The sequence below is a fragment of the Rhodococcus huquni genome, assembly GCF_055231055.1.
In genome coordinates, this window is the sequence record NZ_JBUYWE010000001.1 from 728268 (window position 1) to 754495 (window position 26228).

31 protein-coding genes, 1 tRNA gene and 1 rRNA gene are annotated in these 26228 nt (G+C 64.3%); 11 read left to right on the top strand and 22 right to left on the bottom strand.

Translation table 11 applies throughout. From position 1 onward, the window contains the following. Positions 1–10 precede the first annotated feature (10 nt). Genes ACZI8R_RS03455 through ACZI8R_RS03470 form a run of 4 tightly spaced genes read left to right on the top strand, consistent with a single transcriptional unit; the run spans position 11 to position 2551 of the window. Positions 11–424: a phage gene 29 protein family protein gene (locus ACZI8R_RS03455; protein WP_463378141.1), complete on the top strand. Its 414-nt coding sequence runs from the start codon at positions 11–13 to the stop codon at positions 422–424. Beyond that, the gene (locus ACZI8R_RS03460; protein WP_463378142.1) at positions 421–1530 is read left to right on the top strand and encodes a glycine-rich domain-containing protein; all 1110 of its coding nucleotides are present in this window, start codon (positions 421–423) and stop codon (positions 1528–1530) included. Before ACZI8R_RS03455 ends, ACZI8R_RS03460 begins: the two co-directional genes overlap by 4 nt. Continuing rightward, the gene (locus ACZI8R_RS03465; protein ID WP_463378143.1) at positions 1527–2246 is read left to right on the top strand and encodes a glycine-rich domain-containing protein; all 720 of its coding nucleotides are present in this window, start codon (positions 1527–1529) and stop codon (positions 2244–2246) included. The genes ACZI8R_RS03460 and ACZI8R_RS03465 overlap by 4 nt, the downstream gene beginning before the upstream one ends. Continuing rightward, the gene (locus ACZI8R_RS03470) at positions 2246–2551 is read left to right on the top strand and encodes a hypothetical protein (protein ID WP_463378144.1); all 306 of its coding nucleotides are present in this window, start codon (positions 2246–2248) and stop codon (positions 2549–2551) included. Before ACZI8R_RS03465 ends, ACZI8R_RS03470 begins: the two co-directional genes overlap by 1 nt. A 36-nt stretch (positions 2552–2587) precedes the next feature. Here ACZI8R_RS03470 and ACZI8R_RS03475 read toward each other — a convergent pair whose 3' ends face one another. Next, positions 2588–3196, bottom strand: coding sequence for an HNH endonuclease signature motif containing protein (locus tag ACZI8R_RS03475; RefSeq protein ID WP_463378145.1), 609 nt, complete (start codon positions 3194–3196; stop codon positions 2588–2590). Positions 3197–3223: 27 nt separating this feature from the next. Between ACZI8R_RS03475 and ACZI8R_RS03480 the strand changes: the two genes are divergently transcribed. The 7 genes from ACZI8R_RS03480 to ACZI8R_RS03510 all read left to right on the top strand — a co-directional run bounded on the left by ACZI8R_RS03480 (position 3224) and on the right by ACZI8R_RS03510 (position 7122). Then, positions 3224–4003 (top strand): peptidoglycan recognition protein family protein, encoded by a 780-nt coding sequence (locus ACZI8R_RS03480; RefSeq protein ID WP_463378146.1) that lies wholly within the window; start codon positions 3224–3226, stop codon positions 4001–4003. Beyond that, positions 4003–4386 (top strand): phage holin, encoded by a 384-nt coding sequence (locus tag ACZI8R_RS03485; RefSeq protein WP_463378147.1) that lies wholly within the window; start codon positions 4003–4005, stop codon positions 4384–4386. Before ACZI8R_RS03480 ends, ACZI8R_RS03485 begins: the two co-directional genes overlap by 1 nt. Further along, a complete protein-coding gene (locus ACZI8R_RS03490) occupies positions 4383–4802 on the top strand; it encodes a hypothetical protein (RefSeq protein WP_463378148.1) in 420 nt (139 codons plus the stop codon). Before ACZI8R_RS03485 ends, ACZI8R_RS03490 begins: the two co-directional genes overlap by 4 nt. Continuing rightward, entirely contained in the window at positions 4775–5101 is a 327-nt protein-coding gene (locus tag ACZI8R_RS03495) for a hypothetical protein (protein ID WP_463378149.1), read from the top strand. Before ACZI8R_RS03490 ends, ACZI8R_RS03495 begins: the two co-directional genes overlap by 28 nt. Continuing rightward, positions 5098–5505 (top strand): phage upper tail fiber protein, encoded by a 408-nt coding sequence (locus ACZI8R_RS03500; protein WP_463378150.1) that lies wholly within the window; start codon positions 5098–5100, stop codon positions 5503–5505. Before ACZI8R_RS03495 ends, ACZI8R_RS03500 begins: the two co-directional genes overlap by 4 nt. Before the next feature lie 20 nt (positions 5506–5525). Beyond that, positions 5526–5969: a hypothetical protein gene (locus tag ACZI8R_RS03505; protein ID WP_463378151.1), complete on the top strand. Its 444-nt coding sequence runs from the start codon at positions 5526–5528 to the stop codon at positions 5967–5969. 325 nt (positions 5970–6294) lie between these two features. Beyond that, positions 6295–7122 (top strand): hypothetical protein, encoded by an 828-nt coding sequence (locus ACZI8R_RS03510; protein WP_463378152.1) that lies wholly within the window; start codon positions 6295–6297, stop codon positions 7120–7122. A 40-nt stretch (positions 7123–7162) separates the two neighbouring features. Here ACZI8R_RS03510 and ACZI8R_RS03515 read toward each other — a convergent pair whose 3' ends face one another. The 21 genes from ACZI8R_RS03515 to rrf form a co-directional block, all read right to left on the bottom strand. Further along, positions 7163–7570 carry a DUF732 domain-containing protein gene (locus ACZI8R_RS03515; RefSeq protein ID WP_463378153.1) on the bottom strand — a complete coding sequence of 136 codons (408 nt, stop codon included), beginning with the start codon at positions 7568–7570 and terminating at the stop codon, positions 7163–7165. Beyond that, positions 7567–7995, bottom strand: coding sequence for a hypothetical protein (locus ACZI8R_RS03520; protein ID WP_463378154.1), 429 nt, complete (start codon positions 7993–7995; stop codon positions 7567–7569). Before ACZI8R_RS03520 ends, ACZI8R_RS03515 begins: the two co-directional genes overlap by 4 nt. A gap of 692 nt (positions 7996–8687) precedes the next feature. Continuing rightward, positions 8688–8764 (bottom strand) — tRNA-Pro (locus ACZI8R_RS03525). 72 nt (positions 8765–8836) lie between these two features. Further along, a complete protein-coding gene (gene der, locus ACZI8R_RS03530; protein ID WP_463378155.1) occupies positions 8837–10261 on the bottom strand; it encodes a ribosome biogenesis GTPase Der in 1425 nt (474 codons plus the stop codon). Beyond that, a complete protein-coding gene (cmk, locus tag ACZI8R_RS03535; protein WP_463378213.1) occupies positions 10258–10920 on the bottom strand; it encodes a (d)CMP kinase in 663 nt (220 codons plus the stop codon). The genes der and cmk overlap by 4 nt, the downstream gene beginning before the upstream one ends. A 17-nt stretch (positions 10921–10937) precedes the next feature. Next, positions 10938–11948, bottom strand: a complete 1011-nt coding sequence (locus ACZI8R_RS03540) for a pseudouridine synthase (protein ID WP_463378156.1) — start codon at positions 11946–11948, stop codon at positions 10938–10940. Positions 11949–11965: 17 nt separating this feature from the next. Further along, the gene (gene scpB / locus ACZI8R_RS03545; RefSeq protein ID WP_463378157.1) at positions 11966–12691 is read right to left on the bottom strand and encodes an SMC-Scp complex subunit ScpB; all 726 of its coding nucleotides are present in this window, start codon (positions 12689–12691) and stop codon (positions 11966–11968) included. Next, complete coding sequence (locus ACZI8R_RS03550; protein WP_463378158.1) at positions 12688–13569, bottom strand: segregation and condensation protein A; 882 nt, start codon at positions 13567–13569, stop codon at positions 12688–12690. The genes scpB and ACZI8R_RS03550 overlap by 4 nt, the downstream gene beginning before the upstream one ends. After that, on the bottom strand, positions 13569–14462 hold the full coding sequence (locus ACZI8R_RS03555) for a ParA family protein (protein ID WP_463378159.1): 894 nt from the start codon (positions 14460–14462) through the stop codon (positions 13569–13571). Before ACZI8R_RS03555 ends, ACZI8R_RS03550 begins: the two co-directional genes overlap by 1 nt. A gap of 176 nt (positions 14463–14638) precedes the next feature. Next, positions 14639–15556, bottom strand: a complete 918-nt coding sequence (gene xerD / locus ACZI8R_RS03560) for a site-specific tyrosine recombinase XerD (RefSeq protein ID WP_463378160.1) — start codon at positions 15554–15556, stop codon at positions 14639–14641. Between the two features lie 3 nt (positions 15557–15559). Continuing rightward, on the bottom strand, positions 15560–16192 hold the full coding sequence (locus ACZI8R_RS03565; protein ID WP_463378161.1) for an NUDIX domain-containing protein: 633 nt from the start codon (positions 16190–16192) through the stop codon (positions 15560–15562). A 3-nt stretch (positions 16193–16195) separates the two neighbouring features. Continuing rightward, positions 16196–17938 carry a CTP synthase gene (locus tag ACZI8R_RS03570; protein WP_463378162.1) on the bottom strand — a complete coding sequence of 581 codons (1743 nt, stop codon included), beginning with the start codon at positions 17936–17938 and terminating at the stop codon, positions 16196–16198. Between the two features lie 134 nt (positions 17939–18072). Continuing rightward, entirely contained in the window at positions 18073–19032 is a 960-nt protein-coding gene (locus tag ACZI8R_RS03575; protein WP_463378163.1) for a copper transporter, read from the bottom strand. Continuing rightward, positions 19029–20213 (bottom strand): putative cytokinetic ring protein SteA, encoded by a 1185-nt coding sequence (steA, locus tag ACZI8R_RS03580; protein WP_463378164.1) that lies wholly within the window; start codon positions 20211–20213, stop codon positions 19029–19031. The genes ACZI8R_RS03575 and steA overlap by 4 nt, the downstream gene beginning before the upstream one ends. A 57-nt stretch (positions 20214–20270) precedes the next feature. Then, entirely contained in the window at positions 20271–22040 is a 1770-nt protein-coding gene (recN, locus tag ACZI8R_RS03585; RefSeq protein ID WP_463378165.1) for a DNA repair protein RecN, read from the bottom strand. Between the two features lie 2 nt (positions 22041–22042). Then, positions 22043–23008: an NAD kinase gene (locus ACZI8R_RS03590; RefSeq protein ID WP_463378166.1), complete on the bottom strand. Its 966-nt coding sequence runs from the start codon at positions 23006–23008 to the stop codon at positions 22043–22045. Continuing rightward, positions 23005–23820, bottom strand: a complete 816-nt coding sequence (locus tag ACZI8R_RS03595; protein ID WP_463378167.1) for a TlyA family RNA methyltransferase — start codon at positions 23818–23820, stop codon at positions 23005–23007. The genes ACZI8R_RS03590 and ACZI8R_RS03595 overlap by 4 nt, the downstream gene beginning before the upstream one ends. A gap of 1 nt (position 23821) precedes the next feature. Further along, a complete protein-coding gene (locus tag ACZI8R_RS03600; RefSeq protein ID WP_463378168.1) occupies positions 23822–24067 on the bottom strand; it encodes a hypothetical protein in 246 nt (81 codons plus the stop codon). Positions 24068–24167: 100 nt separating this feature from the next. Next, positions 24168–25160: an HAD-IIA family hydrolase gene (locus ACZI8R_RS03605; RefSeq protein WP_463378169.1), complete on the bottom strand. Its 993-nt coding sequence runs from the start codon at positions 25158–25160 to the stop codon at positions 24168–24170. Then, a complete protein-coding gene (locus ACZI8R_RS03610) occupies positions 25157–26059 on the bottom strand; it encodes a tetratricopeptide repeat protein (protein WP_463378170.1) in 903 nt (300 codons plus the stop codon). Before ACZI8R_RS03610 ends, ACZI8R_RS03605 begins: the two co-directional genes overlap by 4 nt. Positions 26060–26110: 51 nt before the next feature. Then, positions 26111–26227 (bottom strand): 5S ribosomal RNA (gene rrf / locus ACZI8R_RS03615). Position 26228: the final 1 nt, after the last annotated feature.

The following is a 26228-nucleotide window of genomic DNA, read 5'->3' on the forward strand; positions in this document are numbered from 1 at the left end:
AGGGGAATCAATGAAGGACAACGAGCTACCCACTGTCGACAACTGCGACTCAAAAGACCCCGAAGAGGTCTTCCTACCTTTCTTCGTGGGATTGCCGGATGTGATCGGCGCAATGCTGGTGTTCCCGATCGCCTGGTGGCGCAAGGTATCCGCGCATCTCGTGAAGTGCGGGCTGATGCTCGAGTGCCCCGAGTGCGGCCACCGCAACGCCCCGGAGGTCAAGTTTCGTATCGATCCAACCGAGGACCCAATGATGGGCGGCGGCGGCCGGTGGGTGTCGGCGGATGAACCAGACCCCGAACGCGACATCCTCGACGAGCGGTTGGAGCAGTTGAAGCCGGAGATCAGACGGGAAATGTTGAAGCGGTTGCGCGATCAGTTCCCCGACGATGAGACGTTGCAGGACATGGGAGGCGAACCATGACTGTCCCGTGGGGTGGTTACCCGGACGGCGCTATCACCGGGTCGGACCTGTCGAGTCTAGACGGGTTGAACGAAGCCTCGTGGCGGGCGAACCTGAACAACAACGTGATCGGCCCCGCCAGCGGACAGGGCGGCGGATTCAACGGCATGTTCGGTTCGGTTGTCGGCGCGATCCACGGCACCGTGGACAATAGCTACGTTGCAGATTTGCCCATAATCAATGATCACTCGCAGTCGATTACTGAGTTGGCCGAGATGGTCCAAGTGTTGATCCTGCAGGGTGACGCGCAGCGGTACACGTCGGACCAAACGTATTACCCGACACCGGGAATCGTGTCGATCGATGTGATCATTATCGGTGCTGGCGGCGGTGGCGGTGCTGGCAATGGTGACGCTTACAACATGGCGGCTGGCGCTGGTGGTGGCGGTGGCGGCGAGGTTCATACCTCGATTCCCGCCAACCTTCTACCACAGGACGGTGAGGGCAACTTCACTCCAATCACGATCACAGTCGGACGTGGGGGTGAGGGCGGCCAAAACTCGAGGAACCCGGGAAAGGGTGGCGGCAATACGTCTTTCGGTGGCCTGTTGACTGCGGGTGGTGGCGCTGGCGGTCAGGGTGGCACTGGCGGTCCGAATGTTCCGCCGCCTACTATCGGCGGTCCTGGTGGGGCGGGGATGCTCGTGGGCGGCAAGGGCGGCGACGGGCAAACTGAGTCCGGGCAGGCTGGGCAGGCTGGCGGTTCGTCCACTTCTGCGTACGACCTACACGGCGGTGGCGGTGGCGGCGGTGGCGGCGGATCGTCGCAGGCCACCTCCGGTAATGGTTCCCCTGGCGCTGGCGGCATTGGCGGTATTTCCCCTGGCGGATCGGCCCCAGGTGGCGTTGGTTCGGCTCCTAGTTCCATTGTGGCGACTGGCGGCGGTGGCGGTGCTGGCGGGTACAGCGTCGGTAACAACAAGTCTCACCACGGCGGGCATGGCGCGGCTCCTGCTGGCGGCGGCGGTGGCGGTGCCACTGATGGCGGCTCGATATTCGGCGGTTCGTTTACTCGAGGCGGCAACGGCGGGGCGGGCATCCTGTATGTAATCGAGCGGATGGCATGAGGTGGGTGTCGAACGTCGTTGTGTTCACAACGGACGGCGTTTACACGAAGCCCGCCAACCTTTCCAACATGGTGGTGGTTGTGCGGTCTGCCGGCGGTGGCGGTTCCTCGGGTTCCGGTTGTGGCGGCGGCGGTGGGGGTGCTGCTGTGGAGTCGAGAAGGATCTTCACGTTTGAGATTCCCGCCAGCATCCCGATCACCGTGGGCGTTGGTGGTTCGGCTGGGCAGAACGGCGGCGGCTCATCTTTCGGAGATCTGCTCTCGGTCGAGGGCGGCAAGGGAACTTCCTCTGACACTGGGGGGGCTGGCGCCCTGTCGATCATGCGCGGTGGCCGGGGCGGCAACTTCACCCAGAGCGGCACATCGGTCACGTCCGCACCCATCCGAATGCTTACCGGCGGCGGTGGCGGTGGCGGCGGTGCCGCTTCTGGTATCGGAGGTCGTGGTGGTGCCCGATGGGATGGTGCAGCTGCGAGCGGCGCTGGCGGCACTAATCAGAACGGCGGTCATGCACCTTCTAATCCTGTCTTCTGGCAAGTCCTCCAGTCAGAGGGCGGCGGCGGTGGCGGATCGGGTACTGGCGCGGGCGGTAACGGCGGCTTCCCTTGTGGTGGTGGGGGCGGTGGTGGCCGCTCGAACGGTCCCGGCGGGCGCGGCGGAAACGGCTGCGTAACCGTCATCGAAACACTCTTCTACCTAGACGGCGAGGAGCCCTAATGCTCAAAGCGGAACTGGTGCATGACAATCTCGGCGGCTTCGCTGGAGTCGCCCACTGCTACAAGTTGGAACAACCCCTACACGGACATGATCACGTCACCGTGTGGGTGCAAGACGCTTACGGCAACCAGCCGCCCGAGGCTGTGATTGTTGCCGCGTATCCGTCGGGTGCTGCGAAGAATATGACCCGGCTACCCGGCTCGTATGTGCACCCCGACGCAACACATTCGGGTGCGCTCTGGCTCAACGGATACGAGATTCACACACCCACAGAATCCCCCGAAGGAGACACCGCACATGGCTGATCCAATCTGGCTGACCCCCGTACTGCGCGGAGCTGGTTAAGGCAGGTGCTTCCAAGAACGGCGGGCCAGCACGCCGAGGATGGTGCCCCTGCCGACTTTGTACTTTTCAGCCAGCGTGGATACGGGAAGCACGCTCGTCCGGATCTCGAGTACGGCCTCGTCTGTGAGCTTGGCTCGGGGGTTGCGGACACCGTAGGTCTGTCGCCAGCGGCTCACCATGTCGCCGACGTTGTCGTCGTTCGACCCGGTGCGGAGGTGTCGGGGATTCACGCACAGCGGTGTGTCGCACGCGTGCAGGATGTGCATTCCCGCGGGTACGGGCTGCTTGTTGAAGAGCTCCCATGAAACTCGGTGCGCATCGTACTGTCGGCCGCCGACTGTGAACTTGCCATAGCCGATCCCGGTGGCGCGCTTGGTTCCTCCACGCGCACCACGCCAGATCCAGCACTCGTCCTCGGTGAGGCCTGGATCTATCCGACGTTGTATGCGCTCGTGCAACGTGGCATCGCTCTTGACGTGGGTGTTGAGCGGCCTGTCCACGTCTGCATGCCCGAGCTTCTTCCACCGCTCGTAGTGGCCGAAGCAGTAGCCCCGGGCGTTATGCGGCCGTTCACATTCGGGAACCTCACACACACGTTTATTCACAGTCCCATTTTACTTGGAGGGTACGACATGGCTTGGACAGGAGACCCAGTCTGGCTCGCAGATGTACTGCGAGCTGAAGGCCTCAAGGTCATCGAGCACGACGGCTGGCGCAACCGAGGGCACGGCGACTTCCTCGACATCCGTGGTGTGATCTGTCACCACACCGCAGGCGGCGGCACCAATGACTGGCAGATCGTTCAGAACGGTCGCCCTGGGCTTCCTGGGCCGCTGTCACAGCTGGTGCTCGAACGAGACGGCACCTACCGGGTCGTCGCCGTGGGTGTTGCGTGGCACGCGGGCCGTGGGTCGTGGCCCGGTTGGCCGACGAACAACGCCAACTACCACACCATCGGCATCGAGGCCGTGAACAACGGTGTCGGACAAGAATGGCCGGCCGTTCAGCTCGACGCCTACAAGCGCGGGTGCGCAGCCATCCTGCGGCGCATCGGCCGTGGCGCATCGGATTGCGTGGGCCACAAGGAATACAGCAGCGAAGGAAAGATCGACCCCTTCCCTATCGACATGGCGGCATTCCGCCGCGATGTGCAGACGATCATCAACAGAACAGGAGACGCACCCATGAGTGCAGCGGAAGTGAAGCAGGTCCAGGACTTCGTTGCGGGCTTCTGTGGCCCGATCGGATCGGATGTGAAGGACATTCGCCAGCAGTTGACCGGTGGCCGAGACTCTGGCCAGTACCCGGGGTGGACACAGCTCGACAAGAAGACCGTCGTCGACGCCCTCGCGGAACAGAACAAGGTGCTCGCGGACATCGTCGCGCGTCTGACCAGGTTGGAGGGCAAGTGATGTCTGTTCTCGAAACTGCACGAAGCATCGTCCCCGCTGCCGCCCGCGAGAAGCTGTACGTGGTTGCCGGTGCGCTTGTCACTCTCCTCGCATCGTGGGGTGTCGTCGACCAGGAGGCCGCGCAGCAGTGGTCGGCGTTCGCGGTTGCTGTGGTGGCGCTCGGGTTCGCTATTCTGCACTCGACCGACAGCTGGCGCACCGCTTTGTACTCGGTGCTGCTCGCAGGTCAGGGTGTCGGCCAGGTCTACGGGCTTCTCACCGACACACAGTGGGCGTCGATCCTCGGGCTCGGCGCCGCGATTCTCGGCGTAACCGTGGCCGCAGCGAAGACCCCGGCCGAGATCAGCGTGAGTGGACGTCACCACGCCGCAGAGGCTTCATGATCGTTGCGGCAGCGCGACACGTTCGCCTGAAAACTGTCGCGCTGCTGATCGCAGCATTCTCCTGCTGGTCCATCGGCTGGGCCTACTTCCCACTGACCGGCCCGTCAACTCTGCAGCAACTCACGTTCGTCGAGTCGATACTCCCGCTTTGGGCATGGGGGGCCGTGTGGATGGTCGCCGCAACCGTCTGCCTGACCGGGGCCGTCTGTCGCGCAGTGATGCCAGCTGCTTTCGGTATCGCTGCGGGCATGCACCTACTTTGGGCGTTCTCCTTCATGGCGTCGTGGATCTTCCTCGACACCTCTAGATCCTGGGTTTCAGCCCGCGGCTACTTCGTGGCTGCAGCGCTGCTCCTGGTCGCGTCGGCCATCACCGAAGGGGGGCCGCCGTGGGGTCGACGATCCTCGTCGCGCTGATCTCGGCTGGCGGTGTCCTGGCGTCGTCATTCGCCGTAGTCGTCGGCCACCTCCTCGCGCGCCGCTCGAACCGGGACGACGACACTCGCGACTGGGTGAAGATCAGGTTCGACCGCCAGGACGAAACCATCTCGAAACTCGAAGGCCGAATCGAAGACCTCGAGGAGGCGCTCACGTCCGAGCAGAAACTTCGACGATCAGCATTCGACTACATCCGACTCCTGCTCCGGTGGATCGAAACCCACATGCCTGAGCATGTGCCGCCCTCGGTTCCGGACATGTTGAAAGAGGACCTATGACTGTCATTACGACGAAGGTCGCAGACATTGCTGGGTTGCCGGAACACGAAGCGGTGGTCTTCACGGTCCCCAACCTTCGAGGCAACGAGTCTGGCGACGGCATCGTCACGAAGGCACGGCATCGGGTGTGGCCCGTCGCTGGGGTGTTGACGACACCTGATCTCGACCCGGGCCCGGCCATTGTGTCGTGGCGTGCCATGAAGTTTCCCATCGAGATCCCCGACAGCTCAACCGCAATCCAGTTGTGGCCGTTGATCGAGGCAGGGATCAAACCTGTATCGAACACGACCGGCTTCGTCACGAATGGTGGCGGGGTGGCACGTATCCAGGCACTCACCACCACAGAGTACGAGGCGATCAGTACTCCCGACCCCGAAACCTTGTACGTCATCGTGCAGGGCTGACCCCACCCTTAGGAGTTCACATGGCAACCACGGCAAAGCTGTTCGGCCGTTTCTTTCTCTCGCAGGCGAACAAGGAAGTCGACCTCGACACCGACGACCTCAAGGTCATGCTCCTCGCGGACGGCGCTGCTCCCGACCAGGACGCCTGGCGTTACAAGTCGGACATCACCACAGCGGAGTCCACGGGCACCGGGTACACCGCTGGCGGAAAGTCCCTCGGCGGCGTCACGGTTACCTACGACGCTGCCTCGAACACCCTCAAGCTCGATGCGGACGACACGGCCTGGACGAACGCCACCGTCTCGGCGCGGTATGCAGTCATCTATGACGGGACTCCCGGCAGTGACGCCACTCGTCCACTGATCGGCTGGGTCGACTTCGGTCAGGTCGTCTCATCTACGGCTGCCACGTTCCAGATCTCGTGGAACGCGACGAACGGCATCGTGAGGCTGACGGCGGCCTGACATGAGTGAACCGCTGAATCATTCGTTGGCGTCTCCTCAATCACCGCGTGTTGAGAAGCGCGGCGATTCGATCGAAGCGGCACGAGTCGGAGCTCTGCAGGTGCTTAGGATCATCCTGGGCACGAAGATCACGTACGACGGGACGAGGCCCGCGTACGTCATGGCGCCGGTAATGGCTGGCACGGGATCGGTTGTGCCACCTTTGCCTCAGGCGAACGTATCTACAGAGTCCGGTACGGCGAACGGCTACTGGAACGATGCGTTCGAGGCGACCGTTTCAGCCGGCGTCACGATATACCCGCCGTCAATGGACGGCGCCGGTGTGATGGAACCGTCCACTGAGACTGCCTGGATGCTCATCGATGTGCCCCCGATGATCGGAACGGGCGTAATGGAGGAAGCGTCGGCCGGTGAGGTTGCCGGCGCTGTCGTTCAGGCCTCATGGCTCGCCGCGACTGCGGACTTCCCCGCACCGGAGGTCGGCGCTGGCGTGACCATCGACGCACCATCGATGGACGGGAGTGCGGAGCTCGCTGCTCCCAGGTACGGTTCCGAGTTCACGGGCCTACCGCCGTCGATGGACGGTAGTGGTGTGATGGAACTTCCCGACGTTAGTGCGGCCGCCCGACCCGCTTCCGGAAGCGAAGCCACGGGTAGTGCCTCCATGGCTGTGCCCACGGTCAGCTCCGGCGTCACGATCTACCCGCCGTCGATGGACGGTAGTGGTGCTGCGCAGGTTCCGGTGGTCGAGGTGATCAACCTGATGCCGATGGGCATGAATAAGAACGGCAGCCACGTACTGCCATCGCAGTCCACCTGGACGAAGATTCCGGACTGGGTCGTTCGCTCCGGATATCCGCTCACGGTCATCTCGTCGCACAGTCTCGTGTCGTCGGGTGCAGGTTCGGTCACTCTGAGATTCCACTTCGACCGCGCCTACACGTCGAACTTCTCGCCGGTGCCGATCCGCATCTGTGTAAACGGAACGCCGGTTGCGACCTCGGCCGGCATGGTGAACGGCGACCCGGATCTGACTGCCACGGTGACGGTCGCGTCTGGCGACCTGATCTCGGTGGAGGGCCAGCGGGCGCACGTGACTGACGTCCGCTCGGAAATCACCTCCGCGTCCTGGTTGACACTGACACCCGCATGACAAAAGCCCCCGCACTTCGGTGCGGGGGCTTTCGTCGTGTCTAGTTCACGCCGTAGTGCGACCCGATCATTGGCTGGAAGTCTTTGCAGAATTCCATCGTCGCCAACATGGTGATGGTCGCAGCGTCCTCGTCAGATACCTCGAACTTGTCTCGCACATGGTCAAAGGTTTCCTGCACGGTGTGCGAAGTATTCAAGGCCCCACATGCCTGTTGGCCGGCACGCACCGCCTCGTCGTCAGGGAGGGAGACGCCCTGCGTACGAGCCATCTGCTTGTAGAACTCAACGTCACCACCCACCGGATAGTCCTCAACTTCGTCGAGGGAAGTACGTTCGACAGTGACGTGCGGTATCCCGTTCGTGGATTCCTGCACCGGCTCGTCACTCCCGCCGCATCCTGCCAGCAAGAGTGTTCCAACGCCCGCGAGAGTAAGAACTGTGCGCTTCATCGATCGGCCCTCTCGAGTTCACGGAGTCCGGCGATCGCCGCATCCGCGTCGGATTCGCTGGGTACGTTCTCGATGCACTTCGTAGCGTTCTCGGCGCCGATCGGTTGTTTGAAACAGCTCGTGGCGTAGTGGTTCCAGTCGTAGCCGACGTCATACGCCGCCTTGTACCCGGTCTGGTGATTCAGCCCGGCGTCGATCAGCGGCTTGTATGTTCCGCGAACGAGGTCGTAGGCGTCGCGTGCTGCGAACTCGCAGTCCTTCGATCGTGGGCTCTTCTCGCAGGGGCGGACTGTCTTCCCCGCCTCTTCCCAGGTAGCGATGATGCCGTCGTAGTCGATGCTCGCGGAGGCCTCGGCATCGCCAGATCCGCACGCGGGCAGGCACAGCACTGCAAGTGCGGCACCAGCCGCGAAGATCTTCTTCATGGCGAATACATACCAGACAGATCGGACAGCGTTACAAGGATTCGACCGCCGGTCCCGCCTGACCCCTCATGTTTGCCTGGCGGGACCGCGCGAACACCCTCCACGCGTGCACTGCCAGCGTAGGCGCCGGCACTCGATTGCGGTGACGCTTGGCGAATGGGGCGACCCCGCCAGGCCACCGGGGGGTGTGGCCTGACGGGGCCTGTGCACGGACTCGGGGGGGTGAGTCAACGTGCGTGCACCCGACGCTACGCATCGACTGTCGTACTAGCGAGTATCCATCGGTGGAACCGAAGTGCCACTGCCTGCGTCGAACAGTGCATGGGGGAACTGTGGGATGTCGCGTTGTGGGATGCCGAGATGGCCGAGTGGTTGGCCGAGCACGGGATCGAGTACTTGGAGGACCTGTGATTGTGGGCCGCGCCGGCTTCCCTCCGGTGCGGCCCACCGCAACACCATAGCAACGACTCGAACACGTGTGCGAATATTACAGAGTGAGGGTTGTCGAGCAGTCGCCGGAGTCTTGCCCGAACGGGCATCGGTTAGGACCGAATCGAAGTGAGAGTTTGGTGCCCGCTTGGTGCCCGGCCGGTGTCTGTCGTGCCAGATTTCCTGGGACTTTACGAAACCCTTCGGGACTATCCGGATACAACAAATGCCCTGGTAGAAAGTGCTTCTACCAGGGCATTCGATGGTCGGGCTGACAGGATTTGAACCTGCGACCACTTGACCCCCAGTCAAGTGCGCTACCAAGCTGCGCCACAGCCCGTCCGCACCCCGTGTTCAGGTGCCCGATGAGATTACATCAGTGACAGTATGGAACGCTAATCGCCTGGTCAGGTCACTTCTTGCTACGATCCCGCTTCTCTTTGACGCGCACGGAGATACGCACGGGGCTGCCGTCGAAGTTGAATTCTTCACGCAGACGCCGCTCGAGGAATCGGCGGTAGTTCGCCTCGAGGAAGCCGGAGGTGAAGAGGACGAACGTCGGCGGCCGGGTGGCGGCCTGGGTGGCGAACATGATCCGGGGCAGACGTCCACCGCGCATCGGCGGCGGCGTCGCAGCCGTCACCTCCTTGAGCCAGGTGTTGAGGCGTCCGGTCGGGATTCGCTTGTCCCAGGAGTCGAGTGCCGTGTCGAGCGCGGGGACCAGCTTCTGCACCGCACGGCCGGTGTGGGCCGAGATGTTGACGCGATGCGCCCACGGCACTCGGGCAAGGTCACGGTCGATTTCCTTGTCCAGCATCAAGCGCCGGTCCTCGTCGACCAGATCCCACTTGTTGAATGCGATGACCAATGCACGGCCGGCGTCCGCCACCATGCTGAGTACACGTTGGTCCTGTTCGGAGATCGGCTCGGATGCGTCGATCAGGAGAATCGCGACCTCGGCGGCCTCGATCGCACCCTTCGTCCGCAGCGAGGCGTAGAACTCGGCGCCGCTCGAATAGGTGACTCGCTTACGCAGGCCGGCGGTGTCGACGAAGCGCCACACCTTTCCGCCGAGTTCGATCAGGGTGTCCACCGGGTCCACGGTTGTACCCGCGACGTTGTGCACCACGGAACGCTCGTCACCGGACAACTTGTTCAACAGGCTCGACTTGCCCACGTTCGGCTTGCCGACCAGCGCAACACGGCGCGGGCCGCCGCCCGGAATGCCTTCACGCGGTGTCTCCGGCAGTGCGGCAAGAACCTCGTCGAGCAGGTCTCCGGTGCCGCGGCCGTGAGTGGCACTGACCGAATGCGGCTGTCCCAGTCCCAGCGACCACAGCGCGGCAGCCTCCGATTCGGTGCGCTCGTCGTCGACCTTGTTGGCCACCAAGATGACCGGGGTCTTCGACCGACGCAGCGTCCTGGCGACCGCCTCGTCCGTGGCCGTCGCTCCGACGACCGCGTCGACCACGAGCAGGATCGCGTCCGCGGTCCCCATGGCCAGCTCGGCCTGGCGGGCAACAGCCTGCTGCAGCCCCTTGGCGTCAGGTTCCCAACCGCCGGTGTCCTGCACCATGAAACGTCGTCCGCTCCACGTGGCCTCGTAGGACACCCGGTCACGCGTGACACCCGGAACGTCCTCGACCACGGCCTCGCGGCGACCGATGATGCGGTTCACCAGAGTCGACTTGCCGACGTTCGGACGGCCGACCACGGCGAGTGTCGGCACGGCGACTGCGCTCTCCCCGTCACCACCTTCGTCGAAGTCTGCGAACTCCCAGTCCGATTCCTCGCTCCAGGTTCCATCGCCTGCGAATTCGACAGATTCGTCGGTCACTGCACTGCTCCCGTTCTTTCGGATACCACCAGCAACAACCGTTCGATCACGTCATCGATTCCGATATCGCTGGTGTCGACCAGCACAGAATCCTCGGCGGGCCGCAACGGCGAGACCGCACGTGTCGAATCGAGGTGGTCGCGGCGCTCGACATCTGCCAGAACCGCTGCGTAGTCGTCGCCTCGGCCTTCAGCGATGTTCTGCATGTTTCGTCTGTGTGCGCGCGCCTGAGCCGATGCGGTGAGATAGATCTTGGCGTCCGCCTCGGGCAACACGACTGTCCCGATGTCACGGCCCTCTACGACGATCCGCTGTGCCTCACCCGCAAGTCGACGCTGAGCGTCTACGAGCAATTCTCGGACCTCCGGCACAGCAGACACCGCGGAGACGGCCTTGGTGACCGCTCCCCCACGAATCTCCTCACGGACGTCTTCGCCGTCGAGAAGCATCTGCTCGACCGCCGGGTCGGTCCCCACCGACCACGGCAATGTCGCGGTGGCGTTCGCAATCGCGGCGGGATCGGCCAGATCCACGCCCTTGCGAAGCACGTACAACGTCGCGATCCGGTACATCGCCCCGGTGTCCAGGTAGCTGGCGTCCAGCTTCTGGGCGAGACGCCGCGACACCGACGACTTCCCGGTACCCGACGGGCCGTCCATGGCCACGATCAGTGCACTCACAGGTCCACCGCCCCGTAGAGTCCGCCGACCTCGCCACGCCCGAGGACGCGGAGCGTGCCTGGACGCTGATCGCCGAGGGCGACCGGGCCGACGTCTGTCCGCACGAGCCGGATCACGGGATGATCCACCGCTTCGAACAGGCGGCGGACGATGTGCTTACGCCCCTCGTGGAGCGTCACCCGCACCAGCGACTTGCCTTCGTTGATATCGAGCAGGGTGAAGGTGTCGACCTTGGCCGGACCGTCCTCGAGTTCGACACCGTCACGGAGTTTCTTGCTCACGCCACGTTCGAGTCCGCCGGCCACTGTCGCCATGTACGTCTTCGATACCTCGAACGAGGGATGCATCAGTCGGTGAGCAAGATCACCGTCGTTGGTGAGCAGAAGTAGACCTTCGGTGTCCGCGTCGAGCCGTCCGACGTGGAAGAGACGTTGGCCGGCAGCGATGCGCTCGGACACGATGTCGCCGACGCAAGGACGTCCCAGATCGTCGGACATCGTTGATTGCCAGCCACGCGGCTTGTTCAGCGCGAGGTGCACCAGATCCTTCTGGACCACGACGCGGACCCCGTCGACACGCACCACCGCGTTCTCCGGATCGACCCGCAATCCCTGTTCGATCACGATGCGGCCGTCGACCTCGACGCGCCCCTGCGAAATCAATTCCTCGGCCGCACGACGAGAAGCGACACCGGCCTGAGCCAGTACCTTCTGCAGTCGTACGCCGTCGCCCTGGGGCGGCCCCGGACGCCGTTCCGGCGCGTGCTGATGTCGCGCCGGCTTCGCGTTGCTGATCGTCGGAGCGCGCGTTTCGCTGCGCTGAGGCTTCGCGGTCTTGGGCTTGCCGCGCTTGTTCTTCGGCGCCTCCGACCTGGTAGAACGATCGGGTGCACCAGCGCGTTCTCCGCGCTTACCGGCCTCTGGGCGACCTGTTCGGCCGCCTGATTCTGTTCGGTCGGTTCTTGTCCTACGGTCCGGTGTGCCATCTCGGCGAGCGGGTTTCTTCACTTTTACTTCGATCCCTGTCAGTCATTCATTTCCGGGTCGACCATGTCGGGCGGCTCGGATGCCTTGTTCATTCTCGCAAATCGTGGATCTGTTTCCAGGCTTTCGCTGAGGTCGTCGATCAAGTCGACGTCCGGAAGTAAGGGGGCCAGCGCCGGCAGATCGGTCAGCGATGCCAGCCCCAACCGTTCCAGGAACAGTTCGGTGGTGGCGTACTGCGTTGCGTTCGTATCGGGGTCGTTTCCGGATTCGGCAATCAATCCCCGAGCGAGCAGCGTGCGCACGACACCGTCCACATTGACGCCTCGCACGGCACTGATCCGTGCGCGGGTCAACGGTTGACGGTATGCGACCACGGCCAATGTTTCCAATGCGGCTCTCGTCAGTTTCGACCTCGCACCGTCGAGCAGAAGCTTCTCCACGTAGGGCGCGTGGGCAGTGCGCGTGTAGAAACGCCACCCTTCCCCCGCGTAGCGAAGGTCGATACCGCTTCCCCGCGACGTGTACGACTCCGCCATTCGATTCAGCACTTCGTCCACACGAGACCGGGTCGTTCCCGTGACCGAGGCCAGCTGTTCTGCTGCTGCAGGCGAGTCGACCACCAGCAACAGTGACTCCAGAACCGACTCCAACTCGGCGTCGGTGAGCTCTTCTTCGGATTCTTCGACTTCATCCGTCTCGACGAAGTCGTCCATCTCGTCTGCGACGACATCGTCCGGGGACGTATCGGTGAGGTCGTTCGTCATCCGTAGTCCTCCTCCATCACCGGCGCGTCGGAGCCGCCCCCTGTCCAACTGACCAGCAGATCCCCCAACGGTTCGGGTTGTTCGAACTGCACGGATTGCTCTCGATACAGTTCGAGCAACGCCAGGAATCTTGCCACGATGTGCACGGTCGATTCACACTCGGACACCAGGTCCGAGAACTTCGACCACCCGCCGACACCCCGCGCCTTCAACAGATCGAGAACCATCAGTGCCTGTTCGGGCACCGACACCTTCGGAACGTGAAGGTGATCGAGCCCGACGGACGGTATCGGCCTCGGCGTGAACACCGTCGCGGCGATCTCGGCGAACCGCTGGGGATTCACCCCGAGCAACACCTCTGGCAACAACTCGTTGAACTGTTCCTCGACAGCGACGGATCGGGGATAGCGGCGCAGGGCGGCAGCCTCGAGTTCGCCGAACATCTGAGCGACCTGCTTGTAGGCCCGGTACTGCAGAAGACGGGCGAAGAGCAGGTCACGCGCCTCGAGCAATGCCAAATCCTCGGCATCCTCGACCTGACCGGCGGGCAGCAGCCGTGCCGCTTTGAGATCCAGGAGCGTAGCTGCGACGACCAGAAACTCGGTGGTCTGTTCGAGGCCCATCTCGGCCCCGAGCGTGCGTGTGTACGCGATGAACTCGTCCGTGACCTCGTGAAGGGCAACTTCGGTGACGTCGAGTCGATGTTGGTTGATGAGCGTCAGAAGCAGATCGAACGGACCTTCGAAGTTCCGTAGCGATACCCGAAACCCGGTATCGCCGGTGCTTTCGCCATCGGCCGGTTCCGCCTGCGCGCCCGTGCCGAGCTCATCCGATTCGAGTTCGACGGGAGCTTCCAGAGTGTCCTGCGCGTCCACCACTACCGGCCGGATCGGTGGATGACCTCGCGCGCGAGTGCGCGGTACGCCTCGGCGCCCGTCGACTTCGGCGCCCAGGTGGTGATCGGTTCACCGGCGACACTCGTCTCCGGGAAGCGAACGGTTCGATTGATCACCGTGTCGTAGACCGTGTCACCGAACACCTCCACCACCCGCGACATCACCTCGCGAGCATGAAGCGTCCGGGAATCGAACATGGTGACCACGATCCCAGCCAGTTCCAGGCGAGGATTGAGCCGATCGTGCACCTTCTCGACCGTGTCGTTGAGAAGCGCGAGGCCACGCAGACTGAAGAATTCGCATTCCATCGGAATGAGTACCGAGTCCGCGCACGCCAAAGCGTTCACCGTGAGCAGGCCCAGCGACGGCTGGCAGTCGATCAGCACGTAGTCGTAGCGATCGAGTATCGGGTGCAACACTCGGCCGAGAGTCTGCTCACGGCCTACCTCGGTGACCAGTTGAATTTCGGCGGCGGACAGGTCGATGTTGCTCGGCAGCAGGTCGAGGCCCTCCACACGGGTGCGCATCAACACGTCGTCGATCGACACCCGCGGCTCGACCAGGAGGTTGTGAACGGTCAGTTCGAGATCGTGGTGCGCGACGCCGAGTCCTGCGGACAGTGCGCCTTGGGGGTCGAGGTCGACCAAGAGCACTCTGCGCCCGTAGTCGGCCAACGACGCACCCAGATTGATCGTGGACGTCGTCTTGCCGACGCCGCCCTTCTGATTGCACATCGCGATGACCCTGGCCGGGCCGTGCGAGGACAGCGGTGTCGGCTCGGGGACCTCTCGGGGTGGTCGCCCGGTCGGCCCCAGGTTCGGCTTGTTCTCCGAGGTAGCGAACAGATGGGGTGCTGCGGTACCTGCATCGACCATTTCACCCTCCGGTTGCACATGAGATTGCGCTGACTCCGCCGCTGGCGGCTGCGGTGTCATCACGGTCCGATACTCCCCTGGTTCTCTCGTCTCGATCACGAAGCGTTATCCGAAACGCTACCGCTTCGTGTCCGCAAATCCAGATCGGACACGCAATCGCGTACCGCCGGAGGCGGTTATCTGGCCCGAGGATGCGCGCCCGCCCACACCTCGCGAAGAGTCCCGACGGTGACGAGGGTGTAGATCTGAGTGGTGGTGACCGACGCGTGCCCGAGCAACTCCTGGACGACACGGACATCGGCACCGCCGTCGAGCAAGTGAGTGGCGAAAGAGTGGCGCAACGTGTGCGGCGACACCCCGCTGCGGATTCCCGCAGACTCCGCTGCTGTCTGCAGTACCTGCCACGCGCTCTGTCTCGACAGACGCCCACCACGAACGTTGAGAAACAACGCCGGCGTCGATCGAGAGACGAGTGCCGGACGACCACGAACGAGATAGGCGTCGATCGCGTCGAGGGCCGGCCGCCCCACCGGGACGATGCGTTGCTTTCCGCCCTTGCCGTGGAGCACGACCGCGCGCGCCTCGGTCTCGATGTCGTCGACATCGAGACCCACAGCCTCCGAAATGCGCGCACCCGTCGAGTACAACAGTTCCAGGAGTGCGCGATCACGCAGGTTCCGCGGCCCGTCGCCGCCACCGCCGGCCGCTTCGAGCAGTGCCAGTACGTCGTCGAGTGGCAGTGATTTCGGCAGCCGCTTCGACGGCGCGGGCGGATGGACCTCCCGTGCCACGTCCACGGTGACGCCACCCTCTGCGGTCGTGAATCTGTGCAGTCCGCGCACCGCGATCAGAGCGCGGGCAGCCGAACTCGGTGCCAACGGGGTCTTGCCGGTTTCCTTGTCGCCCTTACGGAGCGCGATCACGAAGTCCGCGACATCCTGCTCCCGCACCCGAATCAGGTCGTCGATGCCGCGGTCAGCGAGAAAGTCGACGTACCGTCCGAGATCGCGTCTGTACGAACTGAGGGTGTTACGAGCAGCACCGCGTTCGACAGCCATGTGGTTCAGGAACGTGTCGACCTGCCGCTCGATCACCGGTCATCCACCAGCTTTGCGGTTGCCGAAGCGGCTGGGCCTGCCCTCCCAAGGAGCGTCGGCGGGCCGCAACGAGATCGCGGACGATCGCGCTCCGGCGAGTGCCATGATGCCTGCAACCGCAGTGGCGTTCTCGATCTCGCCGCCGAGCGCCATCGAGACTGCATCGGTGAGCGGGACCCGGTCGATGCCGAGGTCCGCTTCCTCGTGTTCGGGGTCCGGTCGCTCCACCTCGTGCAGCCCCTCGGCCAAGAAGATCCGAACCGCCTCGTCGGTGAAGCCGGGTGAGACCATCACGTCGACCAGGACGGACCATCGATCGGCTCCGAGCCCGGTTTCCTCGGCAAGCTCACGCGCGGCCGCGACCGGCGGCTCCTCATCCGGAACATCGAGCAGGCCTGCGGGAATCTCCCACAGGCGCCGACCCACCGGATGCCGATACTGATGGATCAAAACCAGCCGGTCGTCGGCGTCGAGGGCTACGACGGCAACCGCACCGTGGTGCTCGACTACTTCGCGTTCGGCGGCAACGCTCCCGGGCATGGAGACCCGATCGACCCGGAGCGCCACGATCGCACCGTCGTACACAGTGCGCGAATCGAGTGTCTCGAACGCGTGGCGCCCCGGATCGGTCATCGATCAGCCTGCGTTCTGGACCGAGGGTTCGGACGGCGTGACGTCCGCAGAGTCCTCGCCGTGCACGTCCACGGGCAAGCGCTCCTCCAACTTGTAGTCGAGCGCGGCGTCGACGAACGCCGCGAAGAGCGGGTGCGGCCGCGTCGGTCGGCTCTTCAACTCGGGGTGTGCCTGCGTCGCCACGAAGAAGGGGTGCTGATCCGCCGGGTACTCGACGAACTCGACGAGATGCCCGTCGGGTGACGTACCGCTGAAGCGGAGGCCGCTCTCGGCAATGCGGTCGCGGTAGGTGTTGTTCACCTCGTAGCGATGGCGGTGACGCTCCGACACCTCTTCGCTTCCGTAAGCACGGGCGACCACGGAGCCCTTCTGCAACACGGCCGGGTACGCCCCCAGTCGCATGGTGCCGCCGAGGTCGGCCTCACCCGCGACGACGTCTTCCTGATCTGCCATCGTGGAGATGACCGGCTGAGTGGTGTCCGGCTCGAACTCGGCAGAATTCGCATCGTCGAGGCCCACACTGCGCGCGGCCTCGATCACTACACACTGAAGACCGAGGCACAGTCCCAACAGCGGAAGCATGCGATGACGCGCGTAGCGGATCGCGCCGAGCTTGCCCTCGATTCCACGAATTCCGAACCCACCGGGGATCAGGACACCGTCCACGTTCCCGAGCGCCGCCTGGGCGCCGGCCTCGGTCTCGCAGTCGTCGGACGGAACCCACACGATCTCCACCTTGGAGTGGTTCGCGAATCCGCCGGCGCGCAGCGCCTCGGACACCGACAGGTACGCGTCCGGAAGATCCACGTACTTTCCGACGAGCGCGACCCGCACGACTTCCCGCGGCTGGTGCACCCTTTCGAGAAGGTTGCCCCACACGGTCCAGTCGACATCACGGAACGGCAGCCCCAGCTGACGCACCACGTAGGCGTCGAGGCCTTCGCCGTGCAGCACCTTGGGAATGTCGTAGATGGACGGCGCGTCCGGCGTCGAAATGCAGGCGTCGACCTCTACGTCGCACATCAGCGCGATCTTCGCCTTCAACGATTGGGGAACGTCCCGGTCGCAACGAAGGATGAGCGCATCGGGCTGAATACCGATGTTGCGCAGTGCTGCCACCGAGTGCTGGGTGGGCTTGGTCTTCAGTTCGCCCGAGGGCCCGAGGTAAGGCACGAGCGAGACATGCAGGAAGAAGACGTTGTCCCGGCCCACGTCGTGACGGACCTGGCGCGCTGCTTCGAGGAAAGGCTGCGATTCGATGTCACCGACCGTGCCGCCGATCTCGGTGATGACCACGTCCGGACGATGCCCTTGCAGGTCCGGACCACTCATCGCGAGTATGCGGCTCTTGATCTCGTCGGTGATGTGCGGAATCACCTGGACGGTGTCACCGAGGTACTCACCGCGACGTTCCTTGGCGATGACGGTGGAGTAGACCTGCCCCGTCGTCACGTTCGCCTGGCCCGACAGATCACGGTCGAGGAAGCGCTCGTAGTGACCGACGTCGAGATCGGTCTCGGCACCGTCCTCGGTGACGAAGACCTCGCCGTGCTGGAAGGGGTTCATCGTGCCCGGATCGACGTTCAGATACGGATCCAGCTTCTGCATGGTGACGCGCATGCCGCGCGAGGTGAGCAGTTGACCGAGACTCGAAGCGGTGAGTCCCTTGCCGAGCGAGGAGGCGACACCCCCGCTGACGAATATGTGCTTGGTAGCGGTACGCGTATGAATGCGTGACTGTGGCAAAGGGGCTCCCGTGACGACTGTGCAGGACTTGATCTGTTCGCGCAATGCTGGGGCCTGCCGACCCACGGGATTTCACGGTAACACCTCGAGAGGGCAAGCGTGAACAACGCGCCGGTCAGACCTGAGGGGAAGATCTAGCCAGGTTGAGCACCGACGGTCACTCCGGTGGTTCCGGGAGCCGTGCCGTACCGTCCGGAAGCGCCGGCCAGCTGCTCTTGCAGTGCGAGAGGCACGGTGATCCGACCGGACTCCCGATCGACGTTGTCGATCGTCGTGATGGCCTGTGACAGTGCCGCGTCGGATCGGGCGACAGCGACGGCACCGTTGCCCTGAGCGGACCCAGGGCGTCCTGCCAGAACTGCGCCGCCGCCGCGACCGTCGAGTGCACCCGCGAAGCGGGCGATCACTGCTCCCCGGTTCCCGGTTGCGCCACCCTCGTCGGAGTCGTCCGCGCCGCTTCCGGTCAGGACGACCACGGACTGCGCGGGGGCCAGGGCGCCGTCTTGGTACTCGACGAATCCTGCGCTTCGCAGCGTTTCCAGTGCAAGCCCCATCTCTTCGGGCGTGCTCTGCGGTTCCCCCGTGTCGCGGTTCGTCATGAGGACGGACCCGAGCAGGTCACCGGCCAGGCTCCCCTGGTCGACAGCGCCAGTTCGCAGTGTCGTTCCTGCGGGAACGACGTTGTTCACGATGGTGCGGAGACGGTCGCCGCCGGTCGCATCCACGAACGAGTCGGTCAACGAGAGTCGCCCCGTGACAGCGGCTCCGGACTCTCCGAGCAGACGGTTGACGCCGTCCAGGTCCGCCGGATCGGCATCAGGAGTGGTGACCACGAGAACGGACCGCTGCGCGAGCGAGTCCCGTACCACCCGCGACGACACCGCTGCGTCGAAACCGTCCGCTGCGTTGAGTTGCTCGGTGAGCTGATTGTTCTTCTCGTTGCCCGCCGCGATCTCGTTCTGCAGGTCCGACTTGTCGTCGCGCAGACCGGAGATCAGGCCGCTCGAGAGCAGCCCGGAACCCAGAACCACACCGATGGCCAGCGCGAGGAAGATCGCCGCTATGGAGATTGCATGTTGACGCAGTGAAATCACTTGATCAGTCCCTGAACCCACGCGACGAAGCTGTTCCAGGTGGCAACCACCCAGTCCCACACCTCGCCGCCGATGTTCGAGACCACGAGGGCCACGATCACCGCAACGAGGGCAGCCAGCACGAGCAAAGCTATTGCGCCCCCCGACACTCGACTGCGATACAACGTCGACACAGCCTTCGCGTCGACGAGCTTCGGTCCCACCTTCAGCCGAGTCATGAATGCGGAAGGATTACTCTCCCGACGGCCACGATCGAAGAACTCGTCGAGCGAAACGGTGCTGCCCACGGTCACGATCAGCGAGGCGCCGTGGTGGTCCGCGAGAAGGAGTGCAAGATCACACGAGGAACCGCTGGCCGGAAAGGTCATCGCGCCGATTCCGAGATCCTGAATTCGCTCCAGACCGGATGCGTGACCGTCCGGGTCGGCAGGTAGGACCACTTCCGCACCCGATTTGAGTGTGGCACTGGTGATGTCCTCCGGGTCGCCCACGATGAGGTCGGGGCGGTATCCGGCAGCGCTGATCACATCGGCGCCGGCTCCGACGCCGATCAGGACCGGCGAGTACTCCTTGATGAACGGTTTCAGGTTCTTGAGATCTGCTCGGTGGTCCGGTCCGTCGGTCACGACCACCACATGACGGTCCTTCAAGTCGATATCGACATCGGGCACGCCGACACCGTCGATCAGCAACGGGCTTTCGGTTCGAATGAACTCGATCGTGTTCCCGGAGAACGCCTCGAGGTGATCCACCAACCCGGTCTTCGCCTCGATCATTCGATCCGAGATCTCGGCTTCGGTCTGTTCCTCGCCCTTGGCCATGCGACGTTCACCGCTGTAGATACCGCCCCCGTCGAGGCGAATCTTGCTGCCGTCCTTGATCTTCTTGAACACGTCTGCGCCGACCGAGTCGACCAGCGTGATCCCGTTCGCGACGATCACCTCGGGTCCCAGATTCGGGTAACGCCCCGAAATGGACTGGGATGCATTGACCACGGCCAGGACGCCGGCTTTCACCAGGGCATCGGCGGTACCTCGGTCGATGTCCGGTTCGTCGAGCACGACGATGTCGCCGTGGCCGACCCGTCGAAGCAGTTTGGCCGTGTTGCGGTCCACCCTGGCGATGCCGCTGATCCCAGGCAAGGTTTCGGTGTTACGTGACAGCAGAGCCGGCATCTTCATGGCAACGATGATGACGCCGAAAGACCGTGGACCTGTGGAGGCGCGCCGTACAGGGCCTCAGACTGCGCGTTCACCGCTGGCGGTGGCCAGCAATTCCTCCGCGTGCGCGCGACCGGTCTCCGTATCGTCCAAACCGGCCAGCATTCGCGCCAACTCGACAACTCGTTCGTCGTCGGACAGCGTGCGGACACCACTGCTGACCACGCCTTCCGCGTCGTCGGTCTTGTCTACGACGAGGTGCGTGTCCGCGAAGGCCGCCACCTGCGGCAGGTGCGTCACGACAATCACCTGATGGGTTCGCGCCAGCCGCGCGAGACGACGGCCGATCTCGACGGCCGCTCGGCCACCGACGCCGGCATCCACTTCGTCGAACACCATCGTGGCCCCGGTATCGGAGCCCGCGAGCACCACCTCGAGGGCCAACATCACCCGCGACAATTCACCACCCGACGCACTCTTACCGAGCGGCAACGACTGTGCGCCGCTGTGCGCAGCCAACCGAAACTCGACTTCGTCGACACCGGACGAACCAGCGTGCAGGTCGGCGCCGTCGACAGACAGCGGTGCACTGTCCTGGGCAGCGGCAGGCCGCGGGCGCACTGTCACCTCGAGCGCAGCCTTACCCATCGCGAGTCCCGCCAGCTCACTGCTGACTGCTTTGGCCAGTTTGGCGGCCGCTTTCACGCGCGCGTCGGTCAGCTTCGCGGCGGCCGTCGCGGTCGCTGCGGCCGCCTGATCGACCTGATCCGTCAACGCGGACAGCGCATCGGACGAGACGTCGATCTTGTCGAGACGCTCGCGTGCAGTCGCCGCCCAGTCGAGAACACCGTCGACGTCGGCCGCGTACTTGCGGGTGAGCGTCTTGAGCTCGGCCTGCCGAGACAACATCGAATCCAGTGCACCCGGATCCGCAGGAAGCCCCGCGAGATATGTTGCAAGGTCTCCGGATACATCCGTCACCACGGCGATGGCCTCGGCGAGACGCGAACCGACACCGTCCAGTTCAGGGTCCGATGCGGACTCCATTCTCGCCCGCGCTTCGGACATCAGGTCGAGAGCTGCCGATGCCCCGCCACCGTCCATGTCGTCGACACCGGTCAGTGCGGCATGCGCCTCTTCCGCCGCCGACCGCAAGGAGTCCAGATCGCTGAGCCGCTTCACGTCGGCGACGATCGACTCGTCCTCGCCCGGCTCCGGAGCCACGCCGTCGATTTCGTTCAAGGCGAAGGTCAGCTGGTCGGCTTCCTGCGCGAGTTCGCGAGTTCGCCCCGTCCGCTCGATGAGTTCGGCGCGCGCGGTCAACCACTCGCTCCGATACTTGGCGTACCGCGCCAACAACGGTCCGATGGTCTTGTCCGCGAATCGATCCAGCGCGCCACGTTGCTGATCCGAGCGCAGTAGCCGCAACTGATCGTTCTGCCCGTGCACGGTGAGAAGGGGTCCGGTGAACGCGGACAGCGTCCCGGCCGGAACGCTCCTGCCACCGAGGTGCGCCCGCGAGCGCCCGTCGCCACCTACGGTCCGAAGGGCGATGATGCTGCCGTCCTCGTCGCGCTCGGCGCCGGAGGACTCGAGCAGTTCGGCGATCTCCGTGTCCACGGACTCCGACACGTCGTCAGCTACGAAACGGCCTTCGACCACCGCACGCTGCGCACCCACCCGCACGCGTCCGGCGTCGGCCCGGGCACCGCTGAGTAGGTGAAGACTCGTCACGACCATGGTCTTGCCCGCGCCTGTCTCGCCGGTCAGCACGGTCAGCCCCTGATGAAACTGAGCGGACGCCTCCGAGATCACGCCGAGGTTGTCGATCCGAATTTCTGCCAGCACGTCTAGGGCTTCCTTCCTCGCCATCCGGTGACGGGCAACTCGAACTTTCGCACCATCCGGTCCGCGAACGGTGCCGAATCCAAGCGGATCCAACGCACGGGGTCGAGTCCGCGAACGATCTCGACTCGCGCACCAGCGGGAAGTTCCAGGGTCCGCCGACCGTCACAGAACACGAGACCGTCGTGACTACCGGCAACCGTCTCGATTGCAATGATCGATTCGGGACTCGTCACGAGCGGGCGCGCGAACAATGCATGTGCGTTGCTCGGCACCACCAGAAGAGCTTCCAGTTCCGGCCACACCACCGGTCCACCCGCCGAGAACGCGTACGCAGTGGAACCTGTCGGAGTCGACACGAGAACGCCATCACATCCGAATGCCGACACCGGGCGGCCGTCGACCTCGAGCACGACTTCCAACACACCGAGGCGGGACCGGTTCTCGATACTCGCTTCGTTGAGGGCCCAACCGCGCCCGATGACCTCGTCGTCGACTCGAATGGCGACATCGAGTGTCATCCGCTGTTCGACCCGGTACTCGCGCCGAACAACCTGCCCCAGAGCAGCATCCAAGTGATCGGCCTCGGTCTCCGCGAGAAACCCGATCCGTCCGAGGTTGATTCCGAGCACCGGAACGGATGCGTCATGGGCCAGTTCCGCTGCACGAAGGAACGTACCGTCGCCACCGAGCACCAGGACCATCTCGCATCCGCGTGCTGCGTCCGGTCCCGCGTGTACGACGGTCACGTCGAGGTCGGGGGCCAAGACCCCTTCGGGTGCCTCCCCCGTCATCGGTTCGATCCTGGTGCTGTCGACCTCGTCGACGAGAACCCTCAACCCGATTCCCGCACGTTCGAAGATCCTTCCGACCCGGCGTGCGGTCTCGGTGATCTCCGAACGACCCGGGTGCGCAACCAGAAGTACCTCACGCAGCGCAGAGCCATCCGGCGTATTCGCAGTCGCTGTCACTGTGGCCCCTCCTGCACCGCTGCTCGAATCAGCGCTTCCACGTCCGTGTCGCCCGTTTCGGGCTCGGACTTCAACCACAGAAAGTACTCCACATTTCCGGACGGCCCGGGCAATGGACTCGCTACCACTCCGGCGGTACGCAGCCCGATACCCGCCGCGGCCCGCGCCACTTCGAGCACAGCTTCGACCCGGAGTTCGGGGTCGCGCACCACTCCCCCGGAACCGACACGATCCTTGCCGACCTGAAACTGCGGCTTCACCATCGGCACCACGTCGCCCCCGGTGTTCAGACACGCCACGAACGCCGGAAGAACGAGCTCAAGAGAAATGAACGACAGGTCCGCGACGATCAGATCGACACCTCCGCCGATTTTCTCCTGGTCGATCGAGCGCACGTTGGTGCGATCCACCACGTGCACGCGCTCGTCGGATTGCAGGCGCCACACCAACTGTCCGTAACCGACGTCCACCGCGACCACTTCCCGAGCACCGTGGTGAAGGAGGACATCAGTAAATCCGCCGGTCGACGCGCCCGCGTCGAGACAGCGCTTTCCGGAGACCGAAAGCCCCTGTGGCGTGAACGTATCCAGTGCGCCGATCAACTTGTGCGCGCCACGCGACGCCCACGAGATCTCCGAATCGACTTCGACCACACGCAGCGGACTCCCCGCTTCGATCGCGGTTGCCGGCTTCGTGGCTGTGGTGCCGGAGATCAGAACACGACCCTCCGCGATCAGCTCTTGCGCATGATCCCGCGAGCGAGCCAAGCCGCGTCGGACGAGTTCGGCATCCACCCGTGCTCGACGGGCCACCTCAGACCTTGTCCACGGTGGACAATGCCTGCACGAGCACGTCGTGTGCCTGTTCGAGAATATGGGCCTTGCGTGGAATGACGCTCGATCCGTGCTGATCCTCGGGTTCTGCGATCACGTCACCGAGCTTCGACAACAGTCCGTCCACCTCCGCGTGAATATCTGCGGGGTCGACGGAAGAAGAATTGTCGGAGTGGCTCGTCTGCCCAGGTAGATGAGCTCCCGGGCGCGGTGTCGGCGTGGTCATCGGGCACAACGCTAGTCGATCCGGATCGGATACGCATGCACCGAACCACCTGTGCGGTGCCCCGACATCAACACCGCGGCGGCGCCTCGACCTCGAACGGTCAGAGACCCCACTCGTCGAGCAGAATGCGCACGGAAGGGTCGGCGGTCACGACGCCACCGAACTCGGGGTTCTTCCACGCCACCGACGCGAGTGCGCGAACCAAGTCCACTCCGGCTGCAACCGAAGTGTCACCGGTGGACTCGACCGCCAAGTCGGCGCCATCGAACACCACCGACCAGGTGCCGGATCCGGCCGAACGCGCCGGCTCGACGTCCTCGTCCAGTACAGCCAGTTCGCTGCCGATGAAGGTGGGTCGCTGCGACTGCGGAGCCCTCAGCACATCCGCGGCCGTACTCACGCCGCTGAGAACCAACAGTGAGTCGATCCCGACGGCGTTGGCGCCCTCGATGTCGGTGTCGAGCCTGTCGCCGACCACGAGAGGGCGGTCGGCGCCGCTGCGGCCGAGTGCGTCCTGCATGATCGGCGTGGCCGGTTTGCCCGCCACGACCGGCTCACGCCGCGCAGCCGTCGCCACCGCGGCAACCATCGCCCCGTTCCCGAGAGTCAACCCGCGCTCCGTAGGCAACGTGGTGTCCACATTGGTCGCCACCCATTGCGCACCACCCCGAACGGCAAGGGTTGCTTCGGCCAGGATCTCCCAACCGGTAGTTACGGAGTGGCCCTGAACCACCGCGACCGGACCGTCTTCGAATCGACGGACCGGACGTAGGCCGACAGCGGCAACCTCGTCGCACAGTGCCTCCGTCCCCACCACCAGGACAGGTGAGCCAAGAGGCAACGATTCACTCAGCAAGCGCGCTGCGGACTGCGAGCTGGTCACCACTCGTGACGGATCGGCATCGAAGCCCAGCTCGACCAGATGATCGGACACCGATTGCGGCGAACGACTCGCATTGTTTGTCACGTAGTAGAGCTGCTGCTCCCCACGCGCCAGCACGTCGACCGCACCCGGGATCACCCGAGCACCCTGGTAGAGCGTGCCGTCGAGATCGAGAAGCAGTACGTCGTACCCCGACCGCAGCGACGTCACTCGTCGCCTCCGGTCAGTTCCGCCACACGCTCCTCCGCGTCGGTGTCACCATCGAGATCCGCAGCGGCAGAGTTGAGGAACCACGTCAGTCCGTCCTCGACTCGGCCCGCAGCCACCAACGCGTCCGCGTACGCATAGAACAACCGCGCCGCAGCCGGCCCGGTTCGGGACGCGTCGAGATCGGACGTCTGCAAACTCACCACGGCCTGATCGAACTGACCGAGGTCCATGCGAGCGCCGGCGACCACGATTCGCAGTTCGGCTGCTTCCTCACCACTGAGTGCCCGTGCCTCTTCGCTCCGTCCGAGCTCGATAGCTCGCTCCGGTCGCCCGAGACCGCGCTCGCAATCCGCCATCACGGCAAGGAGGCCGGGTCCACCCGCCATTCGGCGGGCCGCGCGCAATTCGGACAGCGCCTCGGCCCATTCCCCCGCGTGGTAGGCCGTAATGCCTGCGGTCTCACGAACCACGGCAATGCGACCTGCACGCTGACGTGCGGCCCTGGCATGGAGCAGCGCAGAGTTCGGGTCGTCATCGATCAATCGACTGGCCATCACCAGGTGACGTGCAACCGCAGTGGCGTTGTTCTTGTCGAGACTCAGAAGGTCGCGCCGTACTGCGGGATCGAGCGCGCCCGCTTCGACCTCGTCCGGCAGATCGGGTTCGTCGGGACGTGCGGGTCGGCTGTCGCGACGACCGGGCGAGAAACCGCCCTCGCCGCCGCGCCGGCTGCTGTCGCGGCGCGGACCTCCTCCGCGCCGGTCGTCGCGACCACCGCCTCGGCGGTCACCACCCCCAGCGCGGGGATCACCAGATCGACGGGATCGATCTCCATCGAAGGGCCGACGATCGCGGTCGGCGCCCGACCTGTCGTTGTCAGGCACAGTCGTTCCTCTCATACAAAGCACGAAAGGGGACCCAGTAAATTGGGTCCCCTTTCGGTAACGGATGTTCGGCGGTGTCCTACTCTCCCACACCCTGTCGAGTGCAGTACCATCGGCGCAGAAAGGCTTAGCTTCCGGGTTCGGAATGGGACCGGGCGTTTCCCTCTCGCTATGGCCGCCGTAA